18 protein-coding genes are annotated in these 22,940 nt (G+C 43.9%); 11 read left to right on the forward strand and 7 right to left on the reverse strand.

Annotation, left to right across the window (positions count from 1 at the left end):
* Positions 1–2: 2 nt before the first annotated feature.
* Positions 3–1,862, reverse strand: a complete 1,860-nt coding sequence (locus AC6I7V_RS06260) for a DUF294 nucleotidyltransferase-like domain-containing protein (protein WP_498011559.1) — start codon at positions 1,860–1,862, stop codon at positions 3–5.
* A gap of 231 nt (positions 1,863–2,093) precedes the next feature.
* On the opposite strand from AC6I7V_RS06260, the gene AC6I7V_RS06265 reads away from it, so the two are divergent.
* From AC6I7V_RS06265 to AC6I7V_RS06285, 5 genes are all read left to right on the forward strand, one after another.
* A complete protein-coding gene (locus AC6I7V_RS06265; RefSeq protein ID WP_261883021.1) occupies positions 2,094–2,873 on the forward strand; it encodes an SDR family NAD(P)-dependent oxidoreductase in 780 nt (259 codons plus the stop codon).
* Positions 2,874–3,094: 221 nt separating this feature from the next.
* Positions 3,095–3,412 (forward strand): cupin domain-containing protein, encoded by a 318-nt coding sequence (locus AC6I7V_RS06270; RefSeq protein WP_255230820.1) that lies wholly within the window; start codon positions 3,095–3,097, stop codon positions 3,410–3,412.
* Positions 3,413–4,149: 737 nt separating this feature from the next.
* The gene (locus AC6I7V_RS06275) at positions 4,150–5,016 is read left to right on the forward strand and encodes an oligogalacturonate-specific porin KdgM family protein (protein ID WP_498011560.1); all 867 of its coding nucleotides are present in this window, start codon (positions 4,150–4,152) and stop codon (positions 5,014–5,016) included.
* 135 nt (positions 5,017–5,151) lie between these two features.
* Complete coding sequence (locus AC6I7V_RS06280) at positions 5,152–7,008, forward strand: hypothetical protein (RefSeq protein ID WP_498011561.1); 1,857 nt, start codon at positions 5,152–5,154, stop codon at positions 7,006–7,008.
* 385 nt (positions 7,009–7,393) lie between these two features.
* A complete protein-coding gene (locus AC6I7V_RS06285) occupies positions 7,394–8,962 on the forward strand; it encodes a polysaccharide lyase family 7 protein (protein WP_498011562.1) in 1,569 nt (522 codons plus the stop codon).
* Between the two features lie 201 nt (positions 8,963–9,163).
* Here AC6I7V_RS06285 and AC6I7V_RS06290 read toward each other — a convergent pair whose 3' ends face one another.
* Entirely contained in the window at positions 9,164–10,915 is a 1,752-nt protein-coding gene (locus tag AC6I7V_RS06290; RefSeq protein WP_498011563.1) for a polysaccharide lyase family 7 protein, read from the reverse strand.
* 242 nt (positions 10,916–11,157) lie between these two features.
* On the opposite strand from AC6I7V_RS06290, the gene sbcD reads away from it, so the two are divergent.
* The 3 genes from sbcD (at position 11,158) to AC6I7V_RS06305 (ending at position 16,419) form a co-directional block, all read left to right on the forward strand.
* Complete coding sequence (sbcD, locus tag AC6I7V_RS06295; protein ID WP_255230814.1) at positions 11,158–12,387, forward strand: exonuclease subunit SbcD; 1,230 nt, start codon at positions 11,158–11,160, stop codon at positions 12,385–12,387.
* A gap of 6 nt (positions 12,388–12,393) precedes the next feature.
* The gene (locus AC6I7V_RS06300; RefSeq protein WP_498011564.1) at positions 12,394–16,131 is read left to right on the forward strand and encodes an AAA family ATPase; all 3,738 of its coding nucleotides are present in this window, start codon (positions 12,394–12,396) and stop codon (positions 16,129–16,131) included.
* 138 nt (positions 16,132–16,269) lie between these two features.
* Positions 16,270–16,419: a DUF2256 domain-containing protein gene (locus tag AC6I7V_RS06305; protein ID WP_255230812.1), complete on the forward strand. Its 150-nt coding sequence runs from the start codon at positions 16,270–16,272 to the stop codon at positions 16,417–16,419.
* Between the two features lies 1 nt (position 16,420).
* Here AC6I7V_RS06305 and AC6I7V_RS06310 read toward each other — a convergent pair whose 3' ends face one another.
* The 4 genes from AC6I7V_RS06310 to AC6I7V_RS06325 form a co-directional block, all read right to left on the reverse strand.
* The gene (locus tag AC6I7V_RS06310; RefSeq protein ID WP_498011565.1) at positions 16,421–17,143 is read right to left on the reverse strand and encodes an SDR family oxidoreductase; all 723 of its coding nucleotides are present in this window, start codon (positions 17,141–17,143) and stop codon (positions 16,421–16,423) included.
* Positions 17,143–18,690: a cryptochrome/photolyase family protein gene (locus AC6I7V_RS06315; RefSeq protein WP_498011566.1), complete on the reverse strand. Its 1,548-nt coding sequence runs from the start codon at positions 18,688–18,690 to the stop codon at positions 17,143–17,145. Before AC6I7V_RS06315 ends, AC6I7V_RS06310 begins: the two co-directional genes overlap by 1 nt.
* 9 nt (positions 18,691–18,699) lie before the next feature.
* Positions 18,700–20,052, reverse strand: coding sequence for a DASH family cryptochrome (locus tag AC6I7V_RS06320; protein ID WP_498011567.1), 1,353 nt, complete (start codon positions 20,050–20,052; stop codon positions 18,700–18,702).
* Positions 20,053–20,252: 200 nt separating this feature from the next.
* Positions 20,253–20,675, reverse strand: coding sequence for a universal stress protein (locus tag AC6I7V_RS06325; protein WP_255230808.1), 423 nt, complete (start codon positions 20,673–20,675; stop codon positions 20,253–20,255).
* Positions 20,676–21,078: 403 nt separating this feature from the next.
* On the opposite strand from AC6I7V_RS06325, the gene AC6I7V_RS06330 reads away from it, so the two are divergent.
* The 3 genes from AC6I7V_RS06330 to AC6I7V_RS06340 all read left to right on the forward strand — a co-directional run bounded on the left by AC6I7V_RS06330 (position 21,079) and on the right by AC6I7V_RS06340 (position 22,158).
* Positions 21,079–21,327 carry a Rho-binding antiterminator gene (locus tag AC6I7V_RS06330; RefSeq protein WP_498011568.1) on the forward strand — a complete coding sequence of 83 codons (249 nt, stop codon included), beginning with the start codon at positions 21,079–21,081 and terminating at the stop codon, positions 21,325–21,327.
* A gap of 109 nt (positions 21,328–21,436) precedes the next feature.
* Positions 21,437–21,670: a hypothetical protein gene (locus tag AC6I7V_RS06335; RefSeq protein ID WP_255230806.1), complete on the forward strand. Its 234-nt coding sequence runs from the start codon at positions 21,437–21,439 to the stop codon at positions 21,668–21,670.
* A gap of 38 nt (positions 21,671–21,708) precedes the next feature.
* Positions 21,709–22,158 carry a GyrI-like domain-containing protein gene (locus tag AC6I7V_RS06340; protein WP_255230805.1) on the forward strand — a complete coding sequence of 150 codons (450 nt, stop codon included), beginning with the start codon at positions 21,709–21,711 and terminating at the stop codon, positions 22,156–22,158.
* 47 nt (positions 22,159–22,205) lie between these two features.
* Here AC6I7V_RS06340 and AC6I7V_RS06345 read toward each other — a convergent pair whose 3' ends face one another.
* Positions 22,206–22,898, reverse strand: a complete 693-nt coding sequence (locus AC6I7V_RS06345; RefSeq protein ID WP_498011569.1) for a glutathione S-transferase — start codon at positions 22,896–22,898, stop codon at positions 22,206–22,208.
* Positions 22,899–22,940: the final 42 nt, after the last annotated feature.

The following is a 22,940-nucleotide window of genomic DNA, read 5'->3' on the forward strand; positions in this document are numbered from 1 at the left end:
TATTAGCCTCCGAATTTCATTTTTGCAGCATCTTGCAATTCCGCAATGATCCTAAAGGCATCTTTGAGGTGTTTACGTTCAAAGCTACCAAAACTGTTTGGGTTGATATGGTTGTTGGGCTCATCACCTTGTTTAAGCGCTTCGAGTTGATGACTGAAACGGAAAGAAAGAATGAAACGATACGCGTTGATAATGTTCTTGTACGAATCTTCGCTGAGTGAACCTTTCTCGAATGCAGTTCTAAATCGTTCATCTGTCGCTGACAGGTCACAAGATACGGCTAGCCCATAGATGCGTGCGAGATCGATGATCAGGTTAATCGCGTACTTCTTAATATTGAGTGTCTTCTTGTTTTCGCCGGTCTTTTCAAGAACCAAGCTATTGAAGATTCCTAAAGGAGGGTTGGTATTCACCGCATCGTTAACCAGCATAGTAAGGAAGCTTCGATTGCTTTGAATATTTTGATGCAGTTCGTCCCTTAGAATCTTCTCAAACTCGCTGTTGCCATAAACTGAGCGAATTTCTAGAAAAACGCTAATGTTGAGTAGGCGCTCGTATTCAGGGTTATCCACCCATTTCTTGTAATACTGTTTCCAGACCGACAATGGCTGACACCATTTCGGTGTCGCAGCCATGTATTTCCCTGGGCACAGTGGATAATGGCAGCTCTCCAAGCCTTTAGTGACAATCATTGCTAAGTGTTTGAAATAAATACGGTCGTTATCGGTTGCATCGTCAGACAATACAATGGCACTGTCTTGGTCTGAAAGCATGTGTACTTCATTACGCGCATGTGAACCGGCAACAATCCACGCGAAATCACAGGGTGGAGGACCTAATTTATCAATAGCAATCTGAATAAGACGGCGAGTATAGGCATCCATGATCATTGTCATCACCTTACCGACAACTTCTGGACTGACTTTACCCTCAACTAAGGCTTCAAAAATGGCCTGACGTTCTGGAGTAAACTTAGCCAATGACGATACGCTGCCTGCGTATTTAATTTTCTCGATAAGGAAGATAGCTTGAACACGGTGATTTTGAACGAGGTGGGTGGTCGTTAGAAGGCCAACCACCTTGTTATCTTGAACGACGGGTAAATTACGAATATTGAACTGCATCATCATCGATGCCGCTTGTAGAACAAGATCGTCTGGCGAAATGGTTAACGGTGACAGTGTCATAACTTCGGAAATTGGAAGAGATGTACTGACATCTTTCGCGATGACGCGCTTGGTCATGTCTCTGTCTGTAATCAAGCCGACAATTTCATCGTCTTCATAGACCACGGCACAAGGAGAGCGTTGAATAAGCATCTCTTTGGCAACCTCTTTGATCGGTTGTTCTGCGGTAACAACAGCCACTCGCCCGCTTGCGACATCACCGACTCTACGTATAAACAGACCTTTCTCTTTATTTGACCAAACCACATCCAATGCGGATTTTAGACGAACTTGCGCTTGAGACGCGAAGTGTTCAGCTGACTCTGGATGTTTGGTAAACAGTGTTTTGAGCGCAGAGTGGGGCACAGAGTAGATGAGTGAGTTCTCAATTGCGATAGCTTGATAGATTTCACTGCTGTCTTGCTGCTGACCCAGAAAGGTAAAGCCGAAGAGATCTTCAGGTCCTAACTTCGCTCTCAAAACACCATCTGACTTACGTTGCTCCAACGCGCCAGTTCGGACGATGTAGAGTGCTTTTTCACCTTTATTTGAGCAAAGATCGATGACTTCACCTTTGCCAACATAGCTTATCTGTATTTGAGAGGCGAGTTCCCTTAAGGCGTCTTTAGGTACCTTATCAAATGGGTCAATTTTATCGATAAACTGCAATATGTTGGGTAAAAGGGTATCAGACATAACGAATACTCATTGAGATATATTTGTATGATTATAGCGTTATTTTTTAGAATCTAAAACTAGAATAATGAGTCGAGGTGATAGTTGTTTAAAGTATTAACCATAAATGCAATGGTTGATAATTTTCGCGTCGCAATGAGTGTTAGATCTCGTTGTTACACTTCGTATATTGCTGCTTGTATGGTGGTATTGTATTATAAATAAAATTGAGGCAACAAAAGGTGTTCACTGATGTTTGATGATTTAAAAGGCAAGCGTGTACTAATCACAGGTTCAACGTCGGGTATGGGATTAGCAACGGCGAAGTATTTTGCTCAATGTGGGGCATATATTGGTTTGAATGGCCGCAGCGAAAGAACCTCAGAAATCGAAGCGATCTTAAACGAATTAAGAGAATTAGGGGGAGAGGCTGAGTTTTTCCAAGCCAACCTAATGCAATCGTCAGGCTGTGAAAAACTTGTTGCCGATTTTACACACCACTTTGGTGGGCTAGACGTGTTGATAAACAACGCGGGTGGTCTAGGTGGCAGGGAAAACCTAGAGGATATTGATGATGCGTTTTTCGATCGTGTTATTGATCTAAACGCACGATCTGCGCTGATGGTCACCAAGTTTGCGATTCCACATCTAAGAGCGTCAGCTGCGGAGTCTGGTGAAACATCTTGCGTTGTCAGTACTGGCTCGATCGCAGCACGTGAGGGCGGGGGTGTTGGAGCTGGTTTATATGCAGCATCTAAAGCTTGGCTTCATGACATCCATCGAAACTGGGTTAAAGAATTTACCAAAGATCGTATTCGTTTCAATATCGTTTCTCCAGGCACCATTGATACCGCTTTTCACGAAGCAAAATCTGAAGAGGTCAAAGCCGGTATAGCCAATTCAATACCAATGGGACGTTTTGGTCGTGCAGAAGAGGTTGCTCCGAGTTTCGCTTTCTTATCATCTCATGCCTGTGCAGGTTATATAACCGGACAAATTCTCGACGTTAATGGAGGTCAAATGGCGCCATAGTTTATCTCAATTCTTAATGTAAAAAATCTCAGAAGAGTCAGCGTCTTGCTGGCTTTTTTGATCAGATGACACCCAACATTAACAACAAATCGTATGCGCTAAAGAAAGAGGGTGACAGAAATCACATAATTATTGCTTATTTGTATGACAAGTTGAGTGTATCGACTAGAGTTCGCTTAATTAGTCATCACCTGATTAGATTTAGCGACAAGGACCGAACAATGAATCTCTTTTATGAAGCCGATAACCACCCTTGGGAAGATCTTGGTAATGGATTGAAGCGCAAAGTAGTGTCGTTAACCAAGGATTTGATGGCCGTCCACCTCTGTTTTGATAAAGGCGCCGTAGGTGCGGTCTACGATCACAAAGTACAAGAGCAGATTGGATATGTGGTCAAAGGAAGTTTTGAAGTTGAAGTTGATGGCAATACACAAATCCTGAGTGCGGGAGACGCATTTATGGCTCACCATCATCTTGAAAATGGTGCGAAATCTCTTGAGCACGGTAGTGTGTTGCTGGATTTAGTCAATCCCAGCTAATCGCCGATTCAATGAAGTAAGACATCCGACTTCTAAATCGATTCTGTACCCTACGTTTTCCTTACGGACTCAGTTCTGTTCGGAGGCACTGAGGCCGAGCGTCAATACCTGAACATTACAGACTCTCGGTTGGTGTCCACTCTTTTACCTTTCTATTGATTATCTCTTTATCTACTTATCTCTCTAAATTTACAATTTTCAGCTGAGTTAAGTCTTATTCCAAGGTTCTACCCATCAGCCAAAGTAGCGCTTATTGCCTTAGAATTAATGACCATTACACGCAATTACATATTCCACATATGTCATATCTTATACTTCAAATGTTCGGTCCGATGAGGTTGGAATCACATCATCTATAGTCGGTGTGTTGAAGTTAATTTGGCTATACCTTCCCAAATTCTATTTTTCCTGTTTATATTTGTATGCTTTATTTTTTCTGATTAATCCTTTTTAGAACTCATTTATCTTTATTGATTTTGTCTTTTATCCTTTTACTTATTGGTTTCTTGCCAATTTCTCTCTGTTTTTCTTCATTGGTTTTTATTTATTTGTATGAATAAATGTTTATGTTGACCCCAATGTTGCTATCGCTTCTGTGACTTATGTTTTAGTTTCGAGTTAATCATCGCAGTTATTGTGAGAGAGCTCATTCTATAGGCAAGGAGCATTTGAAGCTGTGTTTTATTTGTCTAACAATAAGACTTAATCCAATTGCGTAACAAAGAAGAGAAGGGAATATGAAAAATTCTAAAGTGGCTATTGCAGTGGTTACAACACTTTTTGCGGGTATGGCACCAGCCGCGTCTATTGATTACCGTTATGAGTACCGTGCAGCTACCGATTACACCTACGAAAAAGATGGAACGAGTGAAACTCGCCACGTTGATGCGCGCCACCAGCATCGTGTGAAATTGGGCGACAGCTTTAAGTTAGACGACAAATGGAAGCATTCAACGAGCCTAGAAATCAAATTCCATACTGACGATTCTTACTACGATGCTGACTCTGGCAGTGTTAAGAGTGGTAACAGTAAAAGTTTCTACAATGGAAACTGGTACGTTTACGGTATGGAGATAGACAACACAGCGACTTACACCGTAAATAGTAACTGGTACCTACAAGTCGGTATGCCAATCGCGTGGGATTGGGATGAGCCAAATTTCAACGATGGTGACTGGAAAATGAAAAAGGTCACTTACAAACCTCAATTCCGAGTTGGTTATAAAGCGGATATGGGTCTGACCACAGCGATTCGTTACCGTCACGAGTACTCAGATTTCCGTAATCACACACTTTTTGGTGACACAGATAATGAAACTGGTGACAAACTAGAATCTGCACAGAAATCAAAAATCACTTTAACAGGTTCATACAAGATCGAATCTCTGCCTAAGCTTGGTCTTTCTTACGAAGCTAACTATGTGAAGTCTTTAGACAATGTTCTTCTTTACGATAACGAAGACTGGGAATGGGATGCAGGTATCAAGGTGAACTACAAATTCGGTTCATGGAAGCCATTTGCGGAACTTTGGTCTTCAGACATTAGCTCTCGTTCTAGTGACCGTGAAGCTAAGTACCGTGTAGGTGTTGCTTACTCATTTTAATACGTAAAGAGGCAATAGTTTAAGGTTAGCTCTGCGCTGAGTGGAGCTATGTTTCTCTGTCATATTCCTCAATACGGATGAGAAAACCTTTTGTCTAAGAATATATAAAAGTTATAACGAACAAGAGAGTTTATTATGCAGATTTCTAAAGTGGCAACAGCGGTCGCACTGTCGACTGGCTTACTTTTTGGCTGTAATAGCGATGGCTTACCTGTACCAACAGACCCTGAAGTACCATCTCCAGAATTGAAAATTACCAGCGGTTATTGGCAACTAGGTACAGCGGCATCAGCAGCAAGTTTTTCAACGGCAGGTACAGATCTTCCAAATGTGTATGTATTTAGTGAAGATGGCAATCATAAGTACTACGACGATGATGCAACACCTGGTACGTACGTGATCAAAGACGCATCAGCATCTACTAACGATTACGATGAAGACGCCGGCACTATCTCATTTATGCTTTATGACGGTGGCACGACAATGGAAGTGTCAGGTGAGTTCACATTAACAGAAGCTTCAGGTGATACGCCTGCGTCGATGACATTCATTGACGAAGACCAAGGCGTTGATCTGTCTGGTTCAGATGAAGTTGATAACGACTCGGTTAAAGATGCTGTCACCAAAGCGAATGAAGACAATGGTATCAACAATGTGGTGCAAATCTTAGATACAAACTTTGGTGGCACTAAAAATGACGTTGGTGAACTGCGTCTAAAATTGTCTGAATCAGCAACAGTTTCTAGCATTGCTTCGGGTAAATTATCCGTTGATCTGATCTACCAAGTAGATACAGACACGAGTGAAGAAGCGAACGACAACGGTAACAACGCTTACATCTCTTTGTATGGCTCAGGAACTTCAAACACTAACCTGCATGGTGAAATCATCTTCAATGCGGGTGAGATTTTCTATCGTTCAACAGCGACTGACTCTAGCGGTAAACCACAAATCTCGGATCAGCCTGTTGGTACTTATGAGCTCGGGGAAGACTTAGCGGTTGAAGTGAGTTGGGCAAATGGTTACTACACATTCACTATCAATGACACTGTATACGACAATAATGGCAACGGCTTTGAATCATTCGATAAGTCAGCCGTAACGGTCATTTCATTGAAGTTGGGCGATACATCGAACACTACTCATTACGAACTTATCGCAGATAATTTAGCGGTTTATTCGAACGATGAGACTGATAATCAAGTCGTTTTCGAAGACGATTTTGATAGCTATGTTAACGGTGCTGTATTAGGTGGCTCGGACCCGTACAATAACAATAGTGCGGAAGCGACGGTTGTTACTGAAGGTGAAGGCCCGACTGACCCAACAGATCCTGTACCGGGTGAAGTGACGGATGACTTCGAGAGTTACACTGCGGGCATTCGTATCGATGCAGCGAACAGTGCTTATGTCATTAAAGGTGACAAAGACGGTGATGATGAGACAACGATTATTGCTGAAGTAAGTACTGAACAAGCGAACTCAGGTGATAAGTCACTGCTGCTGCATGACAACTCAACTGCAGGTAAGCCTGTCGTATCACGTACATTCAAGAATGGTGGTGCGGAGTCCGGTTCGGTGTCGATGTCTGTGTTCATTCCATCCGAAGGTTATGTGAAATCAACGTACCTGTTCTTAGGCTCATCAGACACTGCGTCTTCGAGCAAGCGATTTACTGAAGTGGCGTTTGGTAGCTCTACGCTCAAATTCCGTAACGAAAGTGGCAGCCAAAAAGACCTAGCCGATTATACTCATGATACTTGGGTTGATGTAACAATGGCATGGGAGCCAAATTCTGACAGCTCTGCTTATGATGTGACAATCACGGTTGACGGGAAAGAATACACGTCTTATGAAGAGGATGGCACAACCTATCCTTTAGTTGCTGAAGCTGATGAGGGTGCACCTGTTATGTTTGCAGCTTACGTAGGTGATAACTCTAGCAGTGGCACATACAGCTACTTTGACGACTTAGATTCTGAATTATTCTAAATCATATAATTTAGTGTAAAAGAGGCCATTTTGGCCTCTTTTTTTTTGCTTTCTATCGAGCAGAGTGACGTAGCCTACGCTTATCTTGAACGAAAAAATAGGGCATAAAACAGTGAGATCATGTTTGGTTCTTTGCTTCAATTAGACTCCGATCTCATTTATCTATGATTCGATGGCGCTGTATAAGAGCGCGATCTCATTTATGACTTTTTAAGGGTATTTGTATTACTTTATTATGTTTATACTTGTGTCATTAGCGTGAAGGACATAGGTAATACAACGCTTGGAGCGTGGCTTAATGGCTGGGTTTCATGCCGATAAGGTATCTTGTCTTCGTCTTATAATACAAATAATTCAAACTTAAGCATTAAAGGTAAAAGGTCTAATGAAAAGTATCTATCTAAAAAGCTTGCTTGCATCTTCTATCGTTCTAGCTGTTGGTTGCGCAAGTACCTCAGCGCCTGTAGCAGATCAGTTTCCAAACAACAAAGAGACAGGTGAGCCACTTCTAACGCCAGTCGCTGTTACAGCAAGTAGTCATGACGGTAACACTCCTGAACAGCTAATTGATGGCAACATCATGACTCGTTGGGCTGCGAACGGTAATGGCGAGTATGCAACATTGGATTACGGTTCAGTTCACGAGTTTGATGCGGTTCAAGCATCGTTCAGTAAAGGTAATGAGCGTGTTACTTCATTTGATATTCAAATGAGTGAAGATGGCGAGAACTGGGTTACAGTGCTTAAAGATCAGAAAAGTTCTGGCCGCGCTCTAGGTTTAGAGCGTTTTCAGTTTGAGCCGGCTGTAAAGGCGCGTTACGTACGTTACGTAGGTTATGGCAACACTAAGAACCAATGGAACTCAGTAACAGAGCTTGCTGCGGTGAACTGTGGCATCAACGCATGTCCTTCAAACCATATTATTTCTGATGCTGTAGTGGCGGCAGAGGTAGACATGATCGCGCAGATGAAAGCCGAACAAAAGGCACAGAAAGAGCTGTTGAAGAAGAACCGTAAGGGTGACTTTGGTGCGCCATTAGTTCGCCCTTGTGAGACAACGGTAGAGTGTGATCTTTCTAAGCCAATGCCAACCCCGACGTTGCCAGCAACTCCACTTGCAACTAATGCTCCGGGTGAGAACTTTGATTTAACTCGTTGGAAGCTGACAACACCTTATGACCACAATCAAGATGGTCGTGCCGATGACGTTGATGAGTGGGATCTAGCACACGGCTTCCAGAACGAAGACATCTTCTTTACGGCTGAAGATGGCGGTATGGTGTTTAAGAGTTACGTGAAAGGTGCGCGTACTTCGAAGAATACAAAATACGCTCGTACTGAACTACGTTCAATGTTGCGTGCAGGTGATAAGTCACACAAAACCAAAGGTGTGAACCCGAATAACTGGGTATTTAGCTCTGCTCCAATTGAAGATCAACAAGCGGCTGGTGGTGTAGATGGTACGCTGAAAGCAACCCTGAAGATCGACCATGCCACAACAACGGGTCAATCTCATGAGGTGGGTCGTTTCATTATCGGCCAAATCCACGACAAAGACGACGAGCCAATCCGTCTGTACTACCGTAAGCTACCAAACCAAGCAACAGGTACGGTTTACTTTGCTCACGAGAAAACCAAAACAGGTACAGAAGACTACTACGGCCTAGTTGGTGATATGACGGGTGAAATCGGTGATGACGGTATCGCACTGGGTGAGAAGTTCAGTTATGAAATTGATGTGAAAGGCAACATCATGACAGTAACGCTTATGCGTGAAGGCAAAGAAGATGCTGTTCAAGTCGTGGATATGAGTGACAGTGGTTACGACGAAGGTGGTCGCTACATGTACTTTAAAGCTGGTGTTTACAACCAGAACATGTACGGTGAGCCAGATGACTACGTGCAAGCAACATTCTACGAGCTAGACGCAACATACGGTGAGTTCCAAGGCTAAGCCAACTCTCTACATCGCAACTTACTCTATCTCATAGAAGAAAACGATAGAGACTAGTATTTTTAAGCCAGCAACCTTTGTTGCTGGCTTTTTTATGTGCGTACAAAAAAGCCATAGAGTCTTTAACAGATTCTATGGCTTTTGCTATTGGTTGCCTGGTGGAGAGCTTAATATGTCTAGCTCTCCACTGGTAACAGACGGTTACTGTGTATGTTCGGTCGATACTTCACTAAAGCTAACGTCGAAGATCTCGCCTTGATACTTGTCATCAGGCTTGAACTGAGGGTAGATGCCAGCTTTAAAGTAAAAGGCGATGTCATCACTTGCCCAGTCGCTGCTTAGTGTGACGGTGTCACCATTCATGTCGGTATACTTCTCGCCCCAATTGATTTGATGAGAAACCTTATTGCTACCATCTGGATCTGTCGTCGCTAGGAAAAGCCCATCCTGTGTGGCACGGATAATGTAGCGCCACTCTTCATTGGCAGCGTATTGACCTAAAGTTACGCTAAATGGTTCACAGTTGGTGCAGTCTTGGTTATCACGAGAAAAATTATTATTAAGGATGACTCGTACTGGCTTGTCATGGCCTTCCCAAAGTAATTTGACCAGCGCTTGCTTGATTTTCCAACCGTGAATTTGTCCTAATACCACTTTAGGACGCTGTTTACTGAAGTCGAGATCTGGGTACTCATTGATTTGCAATTGTGCTTCAAGAGTATGATTTTTTGCCTTCGTTCGAAGATCGTTGAGATACCAACTGGTGCCTTCGTCACTGGTGCTGCAGTCTGGGTTATCTGAGCTGGTGTAAAGCTCTCTTAGCTCGGAGCGAATATAGCTAGAGTTGGCTGTTGATGTGCCGTATCCCATATCCGCTCGAAAGTGCATCTGTCCATCCACCACATTGAAGTAAGAGACATCGATGTCATTGTCATAAATGTTGCTGTCGTTCGACAACACACCTTTGCTTGAATTACAGCGTTCTGGCTCTAACTCAGCGGCACTCGTACCACCACTTCCATACCAGTTATCCTTGCTGGGTGGGATGGTGATCTTCCAGTCTTCAATGTTCCATTTAGCCGAGGTATCAATAACCTCTTTGTTGTAGGTTAGTTGGCTAAACTGCGCTTTTCCTTCGCCGTTTTCGAATTGGTTATAGATACCGGCTTTAAAGTAACTGAGTAGGTGCGACCAGTAAGAGATATCGATAGTCGCTTTGGATTCATCGTTTACTTCGATAGACAGCGTATTTTCGAAAACTGAAACCTCGAAACGGGTAAAGTTCTTCAAGTCGGCCTTGCCTAAATCATAACGGTCGTAAGAGTTACCACAGTTGCTCGTATTCGAAGCTTGGCTGCAATCCAATGCGTTATTTTTTATAACCGCCCAGTAGTGACCGGTTAAACCATCTCTCTCTTGCTCCCAAACAATACGAACCAATGGGTGAGGGATATAACCTGTTCCATCTGAATGGGTACCTTTATTGTGGATCTGTAGAAAAGTGACTTCATCATGATCAGCGGGTGAGTTAGCCATAGCGAGGTCAATCTCAGGTAACTTAACTTCCGCATAGAAAGTGCGTTTAATGCCGCTTTCACTGACATCAAAATTCTCTAACTCGCGTACCTCTGAGCGCATCTTGTAATTCGACATTTTGAATACAAGATTCTCAGTGTCTTCCTCAGCGTAAAAGTAGTCACTCTGGTAGTCATCGAACGCTCCGTCTTTAACCTCGGAAGTTTTATTACCTTCGCTGCCATTAGGGTCTGATACCTGTAGATCAGAGTTGTCGAGAATGTTCTGATACTTTGCGATGCTATAGGGCGCGACGGTCTCGTGAACAGGGTCGGTTGGATCGATTGGTTGATCAGGCTCGCTTGATGAGGAAGAGCTGCTACCACACCCTGCTAGGAGTATCGTCATCACTGCAGCTGAAATGGGTTTGATTTTCATTATGTTGATTACTTTGGTTTATCGAAATCAGTATAGTGTCATTTGTATTATTTTAACTCAAATGTGCGGTGTGAAATTTGTGACTCGATAGAGTGATAATTGTGTCAATGAGGGCTGAGCTGCTCAAATTGCGGTCGAATAGTCAAATACGCAGGAATAGTTGCTTTTCATAAGCTTATTAAAGAGATATGAAAGAACGATTTTGATAGATTAAGAACATCCGATCCTCTTAGCGAGACACCATGAAAATCCTTCACACGTCAGATTGGCATCTTGGTCAAAACTTTTACAACAAAAGCCGTAAAAATGAACATCAGCAATTTCTAGATTGGTTATTGCAACAAGTCGTTGAACAGAGTGTCGATGCCATTATCGTTGCTGGTGATATCTTTGATACCAGCACACCACCGAGCTATGCGCGTGAGATGTACAACAAGTTTGTCGTAGACTGCAGCAAATTGAACTGCCAATTAGTTTTGCTTGGCGGAAACCATGACTCAGTTTCAGTACTCAAAGAGACACAGCAACTGCTCAAGTACATGGGAACCGATGTGATTCCAAACACCAATGAAGATTACTCAACACAGGTACTTCCTTTGAAAGGAAAGTCTGGCGAGGTTGAGGCCTTGGTGTGTGCGATTCCATTTATTCGTCCACGTGACGTGTTGACAAGTCAAGCTGGTGTCTCTGGTGTCGAGAGGCAGAAACAGCTGGGGGATGCGATTAAGCAGCACTACGCTAGCGTGTATCAAGCAGCGGTGGCGCAGAGAAAACAGTATGGTGAGTCCACTCCTATCGTTGCGACCGGGCACTTAACCGCTATGGGTGTTCAGCAATCTGATTCAGTTCGCGACATCTATGTGGGCAATCTAGATGGATTTGCTGCGGATGGCTTCCCACCAGCCGATTACATCGCTCTGGGTCATATCCATCGACCACAGGTGGTAGCGAAGCAAGAGCATATTCGTTACTGCGGCTCTCCAATTCCACTCAGCTTTGATGAACTTAAATCAACCAAGCAAGTGTGTATTGTCGAGTTCGAAAAAGGGCAACGTACTATTTCTCAACTGAACGTTCCCACCTTCCAACCACTCGCTGAAATTAAGGGCGATCTTGAAAGCATTGAGACACAGTTAAACCAATATATTGGTCTCGATGGTGAGCAGAGTGTGTGGTTGTCGATAGAAGTGCAAACCCAAGACTATTTGTCTGATCTTCAAGAGCGTGTCTCTCGATTAACACAAGATCTGAATGTAGAAGTATTGCAATTACGACGAGCGCGGGAAAAACGTAATCAGACATTGAATCAAGAGTCTGCAGAAACGCTGTCGGAGTTGAGCCCAATGGAAGTGTTTGAAAAACGTATCGCACTGGAAGAGTTTGAAACTGAATCAGAAAAAGCACGTTTAGAGCGTATGACTGTGACGTTCAAACAAGTGATGACAGAAGTGAATGACGGAGAGGTTGAGTAAGCTGCTATGAAAATCTTATCGCTAGAATTTGAGAATCTAAACTCACTCAAAGGCCGTTGGAAGCTCGATTTTACCCAATCTCCGTTTGCTGAAAATGGATTGTTCGCCATTACTGGGCCGACTGGCGCAGGTAAAACTACGATTTTAGATGCAATCTGTTTGGCCTTGTTCCACCGAACGCCTCGTCTAAAGAGCATTGCGAAAGGCAATAATGAGATCATGACACGCGGTACGGGCGAGTGTTTTGCTGAGATTGAGTTTGAAGTGAAAGGGAAAACTTATCGTTCTAATTTCCATCAGAAACGTGCTCGTAACAAGCATGATGGCGCACTCCAAACACCCACTTGCGAGTTTGCTGATGCGGACACCAATAAGGTATTAGAAACTCAGCTCAGTAAGAAGATTAAACTGGTTGAGTCGACGACAGGTCTCGATTTTTCCCGTTTCACTAAGTCTATTTTGCTTTCTCAAGGTGAGTTTGCAGCGTTCTTAAATGCCAATGCTAATGATCGCGCTGAATTGTTAGAAGAGCTGACGGGTACTGAGATCTACAGTCTGATCTCAGAGCGCATCTATGAGCACTACAAATCTAGTGAAGAAGGGTTAAACCAGCTGAAAGCGAAAGCTGAAGGTGTAAATCTGTTAACCGCTGAGCAAGTCGAAGAGCTCTCTCAAAACAAATCGAGTTTAGAGATCGCGTTAAAGCAGCTTAACCAAGAGCTGAAAGGTTGGTCAGAGCATTTGGCTTGGTGGCGAGAACTCAATAAAGCCAAGTTAGCGCTGGCGAGCAGTGAAAGTGAGTTGAAATCTGCTCAAGCGGAGATGGAAGCCAATAAACATCAATTGGAACAGTTAGCGAAAAGTGAACCTGCTGAAAAGCTGCGCCCACTTCATAAAGAACTTCATCGTGTGCAGCGGGAAGTCGCGTCATTAAAGACTCAATTGGATGATGCGAATAAACAGCTTGAAACTGGCAATCAAGATAAGATCCAAACGGAAACAGCGCTCAACGCGCAAACGGAAGCTACAAACCAACTTCGCAAAGAACAAACTGAGCTTGTGGCGACCATAGAAAAAGTGCGCCCACTTGATCAGCAAGTCGCTTTGCTCGATGAAAAACTGACAACTCAGAAGCAAACTCAATCACTGCTTAAAGCGGAACAAGAGACCAAACAGTCTTTGATTCAAAACGTGGAAAAGTCACTTGAAGAGTTAAAACAGAAAGAGAAAACGCTGGCTGAGTACTTATCGACTCATGAAAGCAGCAAATCTCTTGACCGCTATTTAGGTCAGTGGCAAACCAATGTTGCTCAGATCCGAACGCTTGAACAGCAGCAAACCCAGCAGCAACAGCGAGTAGAGCGTCTCGCGAATGAAATCAGCACCCAAGAGCAGCAAGTAAAGAAACTGACACTAGACCAACAAAATAGTACTCAAGAGTTGTCTGCATTAACGACGGCTGAGCAAGCTGCGAAAGCGTTATGGGAGCAGTCACAGCAGGTACACGGCGAAGAGCAGTTAAATGGCTTGAAACACGTTTTAGAAGCGTGGAACCGACAAACCCACGCGTTAACGGATGTTCAACGTCGTTACTTGATGGCGACCGAACAAGCACAAGTTAAGCGTAGCGAGTTGGAGCGTAAGACATCTGAAAACACAGAGCTGACAAAGCAACGTGAAGTCTTGGTTGAACGTTACAAAGAGAAAGAGCAGTCGCTAGAGCGTTTGCAGACCTTGATTGCTCAAGAGGGTGAACTCGCTAAGTATCGCGCTATGTTAGAGCCGGGGTCTGAGTGTCCTCTGTGTGGTTCAACGGACCATTCGGTCGAACAATCTCAAGATGTGAACGCGTTGCTCCAGCAGCAAAAACAAGAGTCGGAGGTTTTGGCTCTGGTTAAAAAAGAGGGACAGGATCTTCGTCAGAAGTTGGATTCACTCGCGCCAATCTTGAACCACCTTGAGGGTGAAATTCAAAACCTAACTTCGGATGCCGAGCAAGCCAAGCAATCTTGGGCGCTGTTGGTAGAGAAGTTCACTCAAACGGGTGCAAGTAGTTCATACGCGAATGCAGAGTTAGACAACCATACATCGTTGATGGAGTGGGTTGTTACTCAAGAGCAGATTGCAGATAAAGATGCTGTCGCAATGTTTGTTGATCGTTGTGAGCATGAACTGAATAAAGTCACTCAACTTCAACAGCAACAAATGCAAACCAAAGTAGATTACCAATCGGCAGAGAAACAGCGTATCAATCTTGAGCTAGCGTTGAAAGATGCGCTTAACAAAGTTGAAGCATTATCAGTGCGTATTGCAGACTTGCAAAAGCAGCGAGTGGATGCTGAAGAGCAAACTGCTCAATTGAAACTAACTCAGTCATCACAATGGCAGAGTCTACAACAAAGCATTACTGAGACTGGAAACAGCGCCCCCGAATTAGATTGTATTGATCAATGGCTTGAGGAGAAAAACGCGGCGTCGCAAGAGTGGCAAGCAAGCTACCAACAGAAAGCGGAGCTGGATAAAGCGCTGATCGTTCACCAAGAGAAACATCAGTCTTTGGCTTCATCCTTAGCTGAACAGGTCAATAAACTGGCGCAGCTTGAGAAAGATCTTATGTTGACCTCGGATGATCTTACTAAGGTTCAGCAGGAGCGTCAGGCACTGTTTGGCGACAAGCAGATTCAACAACAAGAGCAGTTGATGAGTGCTAAGTTGGAAGAAGCGACTAAAGAGTTAGAAACTTTGAAAGCGGCATTTAACCGCTGTGAACTGACACTGCGTGAGTGGCAAACCAAGCAAGCTTCACTCTTAAAAGAGCTTGCTACCAAACAGAACGATCTCACTCAGGCGAATGAATCATGGACTCGAGCGTTATCAGTCAGCCCATTTGAATCCGAGACTGAGTTTGAACAAGCTTTATTGGATGAGCAGCTTAGAGCCGATCTCGTTGCACTCAAGCAAAGACTTGATAACGCGATAGTGAGTAGTTCAGCTAAGCTCAAAGCCGCTAATCAAAGTGTTGACGAGTTGCTCGAACACGCTAATGCAGCTAAATGGCAAGAGGTTGAAATTGAGCAAGTAGAGCAGCAAGTTTCCGATTGCCAACAACAACAGCAAACGACAGCGAGTCAAATCGGTGCGATTAACGCAAACCTTGAGATGGACAAGAAGAATCGCGAGAATCAGCAACACTTGTTCAAAGAGATTGATGAAAAACAGCAAGCGTTTGATGATATTTCGCAGTTGAACTCATTGATTGGCTCAAAGAATGGCGACAAGTTTAGAAAGTTCGCGCAAGGGTTAACCCTCGAGAACCTGGTTTACCTTGCTAACAAGCAACTGCAGCGCCTGCACGGTCGTTATGAGTTAAAACGCAAAGCGGAAGATGGACTAGAGTTGCAAGTGCTGGATACGTGGCAGGGCGATGTGGTCCGAGATACCAAAACGCTCTCTGGTGGTGAAAGCTTCTTGGTGAGTCTTGCTTTGGCATTAGCGCTGTCTGATTTGGTGAGCCACAAAACCAGTATTGATTCGCTGTTCCTCGATGAGGGCTTTGGTACTCTGGATAGCGACACGTTAGATATTGCTCTAAATGCGCTCGATAACTTGAATGCATCTGGCAAGATGATCGGTGTGATCAGTCACGTCGAGGCGTTAAAAGAGCGAGTCCCCGTCCAGCTCAAAATCACTAAGCATTCTGGTTTGGGTGTTAGTGAGATGAGTAAAGAGTTTAAGGTCGCATAGGCGGTAAGTGATTTACAAACACAAAGGGGCAGTCAATCTGCCCCTTTTAGTTGTTTTCTTTTTTATTTCAACTGTATTTCAAACTCTTAGCAGCTGTTGACCGTATAGCTTTTAACAACCTCAAGTTAGAGAAATGCGATGCGAAAGAAACGCGACCTGCCCACTAAACTCTGTCCAGTGTGTTTGCGTCCATTTATGTGGCGCAAGAAGTGGCAAAAGTGTTGGGACCAAGTGCAATATTGCTCAGAACGTTGCCGCCGCAATAAAGGCAGCATCCACAAGTCGTAAATTACCAAGGTAGCTCTTCACCGTTGTATGCGAAAAAGCGACCACTCTCTTGTGGCGTTGATCTTTCAATAATATTCAATAACTGGCGCGCAACGTCATCAGCATCGAACAGTTTGCCTTCAGGAACATTGGTCTGAAACGGCTTGGAGAGTGGGGTATCGGTCGTTCCCGGATGTAGAGAGAGGATCGTTGCTCTCTTGGCAACACGACTCCACTCAATGGAGATGGACTTAATCAGCATGTTGAGTGCCGCCTTGGAGGAGCGATAGCTGTACCAACCACCCAAACGGTTATCACTGATGCTGCCAACCTTGGCTGAAATGGTTGCAAGCTTACCTGCAGGCGAATGTTTCAATAGAGAGGTAAAATGCTTTGCAAGCAGTAGAGTCGGAAGCGCATTGGTCGTCATATTCTCTAAGAAAAACGCTGGGTCGATGGTGTTTAGGCTCTTCTCTGGCGTATGTGTCGCTGTATGAAGTATCCCAACACAATTGATCACCCAGTCCAAGGAATTGAATTGCGAAGCGAGCTGCTGCACGTCTAACTCGTTGGTGATGTCGACTTTGTGCCAGGTGACATTTTTGATTGATGAGTCTGGCTTGCCGTTGCAGAAAGTTGTATGGATGTTGGCTGTGGGCTCGATTGTTTGTAACTGTTTCGCTACGGCTTTGCCGATACCACCAGAGCCTCCAATCACTAGCACAGTTTTGTTGGCATTATCCATTACAAATCCTCCAAATGTTGGAGGTAATTTTCAGCACGTTGTAGTGTCTTATCTTGCTCTTGCTTGTCCATGTTGTCCCAAGAGCGGTAGATCATCCCCATCCTTGGATTACGAGTGAGTTGCTCTCGATGTTTAGTCATGAAGCGCCAGTAAAGGCTATTGAACGGGCAGGCATCTTCATCACTTCGTGACTTCACGTTGTAGTGACAACCCTTGCAGTAATCACTCATCTTATTGATGTAAGCGCCGCTCGCAGCATAGGGCTTGGTTCCGACAATTCCACCATCAGCAAACAGAGCCATACCGCGTGTATTTGGCATTTCAACCCACTCTATAGCGTCGATGTAGATACCTAGATACCACTCATCCACTTGGTCGGGATTGAGCTCTGCGATCAAACTGAAGTTACCTGTCACCATCAGTCTTTGAATATGGTGGGCATAAGCAAATTTGTGTGATTGCACAATGGATTGTTTCATGCACTGCATTTTAGTGTCACTGTCCCAAAAATAGTGAGGCAGATTGCGATTTGCTTGGAAATGATTGATGGTTTTGTAGCGTGGCATGTTGGCCCAATACACCGCCCGAATATACTCGCGCCAACCGAGAATTTGACGCACGAATCCTTCGACCTGAGAAATGTCGATGTTTGCGTTACTGTGATAGGCAGCGAGCGCCGCATCAATGGTCTCTTGGGGAGTAATCAGTTTGCTGTTTAAGCTGAACGATAAACGGCTGTGGTACAGGCTCCATCGAGAACTATGTTCTTTGGTCATTGCATCCTGAAAACGACCGAATAGCGGAAGACAGGTGTGGCAGAAGTGCGCCAGTAGAGACAAACTCTGGGCGCGATTAATCGGCCATAACAGTCTTGTTTGATCGATTTCGCCGATGGTTTGAACATTGTGTCTGTCCATTCGCTCCACAATGCTGCTCACGTCATTGGCAAACATCAAGGGTGAGGGCAGTGTTTCGATATCTTTTGGCTTGAGCTTATTTCTGTTGTTGCCGTCGTAGTTCCACTTGCCACCGATAGGCTTTCCGTCATCCATTAACACAGAGAAGCGCTTACGCATTCGACGATAGAAATGCTCCATCATGATGTGCTTGCCTGCCGGAAACTGCGACTCAATCTCGTCAAATGGCAGCAGGAAGTGCTCGGTGCAGGTGCAGCGTTTTACCGCTTTCGTCAGCTTGAGTTGAGCTAACTGGCTTAGAAGTCGGTACTCATCTGGGCGTTGATACTCGAACTTTTCAGCGTCATACTCTGTTGTGTAGTGCTCTATCAACTCATTTAGAGATGGAAACTGTTTGGTATCATCCAAGGTCAGGTACAGCACCTGATGCCCTTCATCTTTGAGTTCTGAAGCAAAAGCTGTCATTGCACTAAAAAATGCTGCAACTTTTTGGCGGTGATGATTGACGTAGCCCGTCTCCTGATGAAGCTCTGCAATGATGTATAAGACACTTGAGTCTCGGGCAGAGAACCAAGAGTGTTGAATATTAAGTTGATCACCCAGTATTAGGCGTACAGTCTTGAATTTCATTCTCTATTCCTATTTGGCGATCTGGTGCAGTTCGTTAGTGGTTGTCCAACGTTGGATAAATTCATGTTGCGGGTCGTACATTTGTGTCTGCTTTTCAAGATCAAAGTGACGAGTCTGCTGCCCATTCATGCCTGCAATGTAAGACCAGTTTCCCCAGTTAGACGCAACATCGTAATCGACCAATTGAGTTTCAAAATACGCCGCTCCCCAACGCCAATCGCAACCTAACTCGTAGATAAGGCAACTCGCCACTAATTGTCTACCCCGGTTAGACATATACCCAGTGGCATTTAGCTCTCGCATACAGGCATCGACGATAGGGTAGCCGGTATTACCCGTTTTCCATCGCTTGAAAGCTGTCTCGTCCTTGGTACTTACATCGTGGGCCTTGGTACTTAAAGCGTGACTGTCTTGTGGGTTGGTAAACAGTGCATTTCCTGTAGCTCTGGCACGCCAATAGAAATATTCACGCCATAGAAGCTCAAACTGAATCCAGTACGTTGATTCGTTGGAGCCATACTGATCTTCGTATTGTCTTAGCATTCTGATAATCGTCTTTGGCGATAAACAACCCACAGCCAACCAGGGCGAGAATTTGGTTGAGTGGCTCATACCATCGAGCGCGTTTCGTGTCTGTTTATAGCGACTAGCATAGGAGTGCTGGAAATAGTTTGTGATGTGCGCGATCCCAGCATTTTCGCCACCTTCAAAAAGTGCCACACTGGTTTGACTTGATGCGCGCGAAATCTGATTATTTTCTGAGGTGTTTATGGCAAAAATATTAGGCGCGATGTTTATGTTATCTCTCAGCACAATTGGCATTTTAGGAAGCACGGGTGCGGGACTATGCTCTGTGATGTTTAACAGCTCGTTGTTTGCCTCAATCAATTTACGAAAACGGGTAAAAGATGTTGGAAGCTTGTTTAGCTCGAGCGGTAACTCTGCGTTGTTCAGCAGTGTGCTATTGCTGGTGGAGATAACTTTTATATGGGGTAGGGAATCCTGTACCTCTCGTATAAGTTCGTATTCATCACTGCCGGGATGTTGATTGCAATAGATGTGGCTCACTTGGCACGTTTCTATCAACTGAATTAAGTCGTTTGCTTCGCTAGAGTGCATTGTAAACAAGCTTTGGTTTTGGGCTTCGAACTGTTTTGCGAGATCCTCAACTGATTGCTGCCAGAACAACAATCTCTGCCCACTAACTTGGTCTTCACCAGAGTGATGTTGAACGAAAGGAGAGATTTGGATAGGCATAACGACACCGATCAGTTCATCAACTTGGTCACATGCCAATGATAAAAGCTCGTTGTGATTAAAGCGCGGGTCGTTAGTGAAATAGTAAAGGCCAATTTTTTTCATCACTGTGGTTCTCTTGATTGGAATCTCGTGAATAGATAACTAGCTGTAACTACGGTTTAGTATGGCTGATCGATCAGGTTAGCACGTTAAAAGAGCTAGAAAAATCAAAGAGGAAGGGACATCTACCGAGCGTGACTTTGGCTAGACCAGAGGTCTTATACTCGGTAGTTTTTTAAGTTGAGCCGTTTTTCGATTGGTAACTATTCGATAGGTACGACTAAGATATCGACCGGTGACTTATCAATAAGCTGTTTGGAGTGTGAGATGATTTTGCTCCAAAAGTCATGGTGGTGACCACAAATCAAAAAGTCGACTTGGTTAGCAGCAATGGTCTCTTTCAGCTTATCAGTCAAGTCACCAGTACCCATAAACAAGTGCTTAATGTTGTGCTTTGAATATGCTTCGAAATCTCTTAGCTGTTTGACGGCGTCTGTATTAAATGGAAGCTCGCCAGTGTGCTGTTTGATATCCACCAGTTCAGGATATATTTCACCATGTGTTCCATCGATATAAACGAAAGACAGATCGGCATCGAGTTTGTCGGCAAAAAATGTCGCTCTATCAATCAATATGTTTGTGTCTTGTGATAGCTCAATTGCGACGAGTATATGTTTGTATTCCATAGCTCACCTCTCTTATCTAGGGTCTATAAATAGCATAGAATTTCGCCAACAAAATTCCTTCGAACGGATCTCATATTAAACAAAATGCTCATATCTATTTGTTCTAAGGGAAGAACTTTCTATTACATTGATAGTTCACTCAGAGTTATCTGAACATCAGTGAATTAAGAATTACACCGTTTTGTACAAGCGCTTAAATATCTTGTAAATATGAGAACAAAAAACAAAAACGATCGGTTACTGGTTTTCAATATTGGTATAAATAACTATTCAATGGATAGCACGAGTTGTATTCAAGGTTTGTATCAATACTGGAAACGCATCACAAAATAGATATTCCACTGATTGCTTAGTATGGCGTCTGGCTTTAACTTTGAACCCAACATCTTGAAAGGTAAATATTATGATGAGTTGCAGCGATTATGATTACATCGAAATTGTCTGTATGTATCGCTACCCGATAGTGATTACTCTGGCGTCTGGTGTTCAACTTGAGTGTATTGCAAGGGACACGAAAAGAGACGAGCAGAAAAGAGAGTGCATACAGGTTGACAATCAAGGTAAGCTGCAACTCATTGTTCTGGATGAACTCAGAACCCTCGAAGTTTTGGTGGATAACCCGCACTTTACAAAAGTGACGTTTAACCGATAGCTAATGAGCATGCAAGTTTACCAATAGGCGAATACGTGACTGGGCGAGGAAGCGAACTGGTGAGCCTTTTGTGTTGATCCCAATGTTTTGCTAACACTAGGAGTTTACTATGCCAATGAGTCAAGAAGTCTGTTATTGCCCATCATGCCAAGCTCGTACGCAACATGTGGTGGTGCTAGTTAGAAAACCGAGCCCTTACGCAAGTTCACCTAATCAAACCCAAAAAGAGTTCCTTTCTGGATTTGTGAAGAGCATGTTCTTGGGAGCTTTCATCGCATCAATGGATGAGTTTTCTAGGCACGTTATTTGTGAGAAGTGCGGTAACAAAACCATTGAGGAATGATCAACTATCTACATAAAAGCGAATCAATAGGGAACGCAATGAAAGTTCAAATCATCGACGCAGTGGAGTTATCGGGTTTTAAAGTGAGAACCACTAATGAAAATGAGATGTCTTTAGAAACTGCAAATATTGCTGGACTGTGGCAGACGTTTTCGACGCAAGGTGGCCCACATTTGACTGAGAAGTCACAAGTGTTTGGTGTTTATACAAACTATCAATCTGACTATACCGGTGAATTCGATGTGCTCGCTTGCAGTGATGAGGCTGCGATAGCGGGTTTAGAGCAAACATCTCGTGTTCAAATTGAAGCGGGTAAATACCTCACCTTTGAATCTGAGGGAGAAATGCCTCAAGCGGTTATCGATTTATGGGGTGAGGTTTGGGGCTATTTCACTCAGGCAGATTGCCCACATACTCGTCGCTACACGACTGACTTTGAACGATACATCGGTGAAGACAGAGTCGAAATTTCGATAGCGATTGAGTGATTTAATTATTAAATGATTGGTAAGTGTTTCAAGTCGTTTTGGTAACTTTAAACGGAATCACCAAATACCATGTCTTCCTTACTCTCGTTCCAAAGAGGGTAAGCCTTCATGGTTTTGCTGTACAGGGCACTGTCTAAAATGTTTCTTAACCAAGCTTGAACGCCAATGTAGCGAGATTGGTTAAACCACTTTTTCTCGACACGCGCAAATTGGCTAATAAAAGGAACTATTGCATAATCCGCAACGCTTGGTGTGTCGCCAAATAGGTAGCTCTTGTTCGGATAACCGTTTCCTTGCTTCAGTCTGGTCTCAAGCTTGGTAAGAAATTCCTCACATAAAGTCCTGCGATCTACGAGATCTTCATTGTGATAACGAACTGCCGCACGATATTGCTCCAAATGTCTAATAAAGATGTTGTCGTTCTCTTCAATTAATTCAAAGACATTGCGATGGGCTTCATCATCGGATTGTCGAAGCAAATCTTGAGGGTCATTCAGCTCCAGCGCCCACACCATAACTTGCAAACTCTGTTCAATAACCTTTCCATCGGATAACACTAATACTGGGACTGTACCTTTTGGTGAGCATTCCAGCAGTTCCTCTGGTTTATCCTTAGTGACAATCTCACGGATTAAGACTTGTTGATTTGCAAGGAGAATTCCTAGCCTAGCGCGCATTGCATAAGGGCAGCGACGCAGTGAATAAAGGATTGGTAAATCTAGAGGAGTCTTTGTTGTCATTGGGTTTAAAGGTTGCTGTGCGGTGGTAAAGCAGTAGTGATG

This window comes from Vibrio sp. KUL70, from assembly GCF_059725515.1.

What these genes read in the sequence shown, in the direction of transcription:
- AC6I7V_RS06325 (WP_255230808.1), bottom strand. Translation starts at nt 20,675, where the DNA reads ATGGAATACAAACATATACTCGTCGCAATTGAGCTATCACAAGACACA.
- AC6I7V_RS06315 (WP_498011566.1), bottom strand. Translation starts at nt 18,690, where the DNA reads ATGAAATTCAAGACTGTACGCCTAATACTGGGTGATCAACTTAATATT.
- AC6I7V_RS06260 (WP_498011559.1), bottom strand. Translation starts at nt 1,862, where the DNA reads ATGTCTGATACCCTTTTACCCAACATATTGCAGTTTATCGATAAAATT.
- AC6I7V_RS06285 (WP_498011562.1), top strand. Translation starts at nt 7,394, where the DNA reads ATGAAAAGTATCTATCTAAAAAGCTTGCTTGCATCTTCTATCGTTCTA.
- AC6I7V_RS06305 (WP_255230812.1), top strand. Translation starts at nt 16,270, where the DNA reads ATGCGAAAGAAACGCGACCTGCCCACTAAACTCTGTCCAGTGTGTTTG.
- AC6I7V_RS06265 (WP_261883021.1), top strand. Translation starts at nt 2,094, where the DNA reads ATGTTTGATGATTTAAAAGGCAAGCGTGTACTAATCACAGGTTCAACG.
- AC6I7V_RS06280 (WP_498011561.1), top strand. Translation starts at nt 5,152, where the DNA reads ATGCAGATTTCTAAAGTGGCAACAGCGGTCGCACTGTCGACTGGCTTA.
- sbcD (WP_255230814.1), top strand. Translation starts at nt 11,158, where the DNA reads ATGAAAATCCTTCACACGTCAGATTGGCATCTTGGTCAAAACTTTTAC.
- AC6I7V_RS06335 (WP_255230806.1), top strand. Translation starts at nt 21,437, where the DNA reads ATGCCAATGAGTCAAGAAGTCTGTTATTGCCCATCATGCCAAGCTCGT.
- AC6I7V_RS06300 (WP_498011564.1), top strand. Translation starts at nt 12,394, where the DNA reads ATGAAAATCTTATCGCTAGAATTTGAGAATCTAAACTCACTCAAAGGC.
- AC6I7V_RS06310 (WP_498011565.1), bottom strand. Translation starts at nt 17,143, where the DNA reads ATGGATAATGCCAACAAAACTGTGCTAGTGATTGGAGGCTCTGGTGGT.
- AC6I7V_RS06340 (WP_255230805.1), top strand. Translation starts at nt 21,709, where the DNA reads ATGAAAGTTCAAATCATCGACGCAGTGGAGTTATCGGGTTTTAAAGTG.
- AC6I7V_RS06290 (WP_498011563.1), bottom strand. Translation starts at nt 10,915, where the DNA reads ATGAAAATCAAACCCATTTCAGCTGCAGTGATGACGATACTCCTAGCA.
- AC6I7V_RS06275 (WP_498011560.1), top strand. Translation starts at nt 4,150, where the DNA reads ATGAAAAATTCTAAAGTGGCTATTGCAGTGGTTACAACACTTTTTGCG.
- AC6I7V_RS06270 (WP_255230820.1), top strand. Translation starts at nt 3,095, where the DNA reads ATGAATCTCTTTTATGAAGCCGATAACCACCCTTGGGAAGATCTTGGT.
- AC6I7V_RS06345 (WP_498011569.1), bottom strand. Translation starts at nt 22,898, where the DNA reads ATGACAACAAAGACTCCTCTAGATTTACCAATCCTTTATTCACTGCGT.
- AC6I7V_RS06320 (WP_498011567.1), bottom strand. Translation starts at nt 20,052, where the DNA reads ATGAAAAAAATTGGCCTTTACTATTTCACTAACGACCCGCGCTTTAAT.
- AC6I7V_RS06330 (WP_498011568.1), top strand. Translation starts at nt 21,079, where the DNA reads ATGATGAGTTGCAGCGATTATGATTACATCGAAATTGTCTGTATGTAT.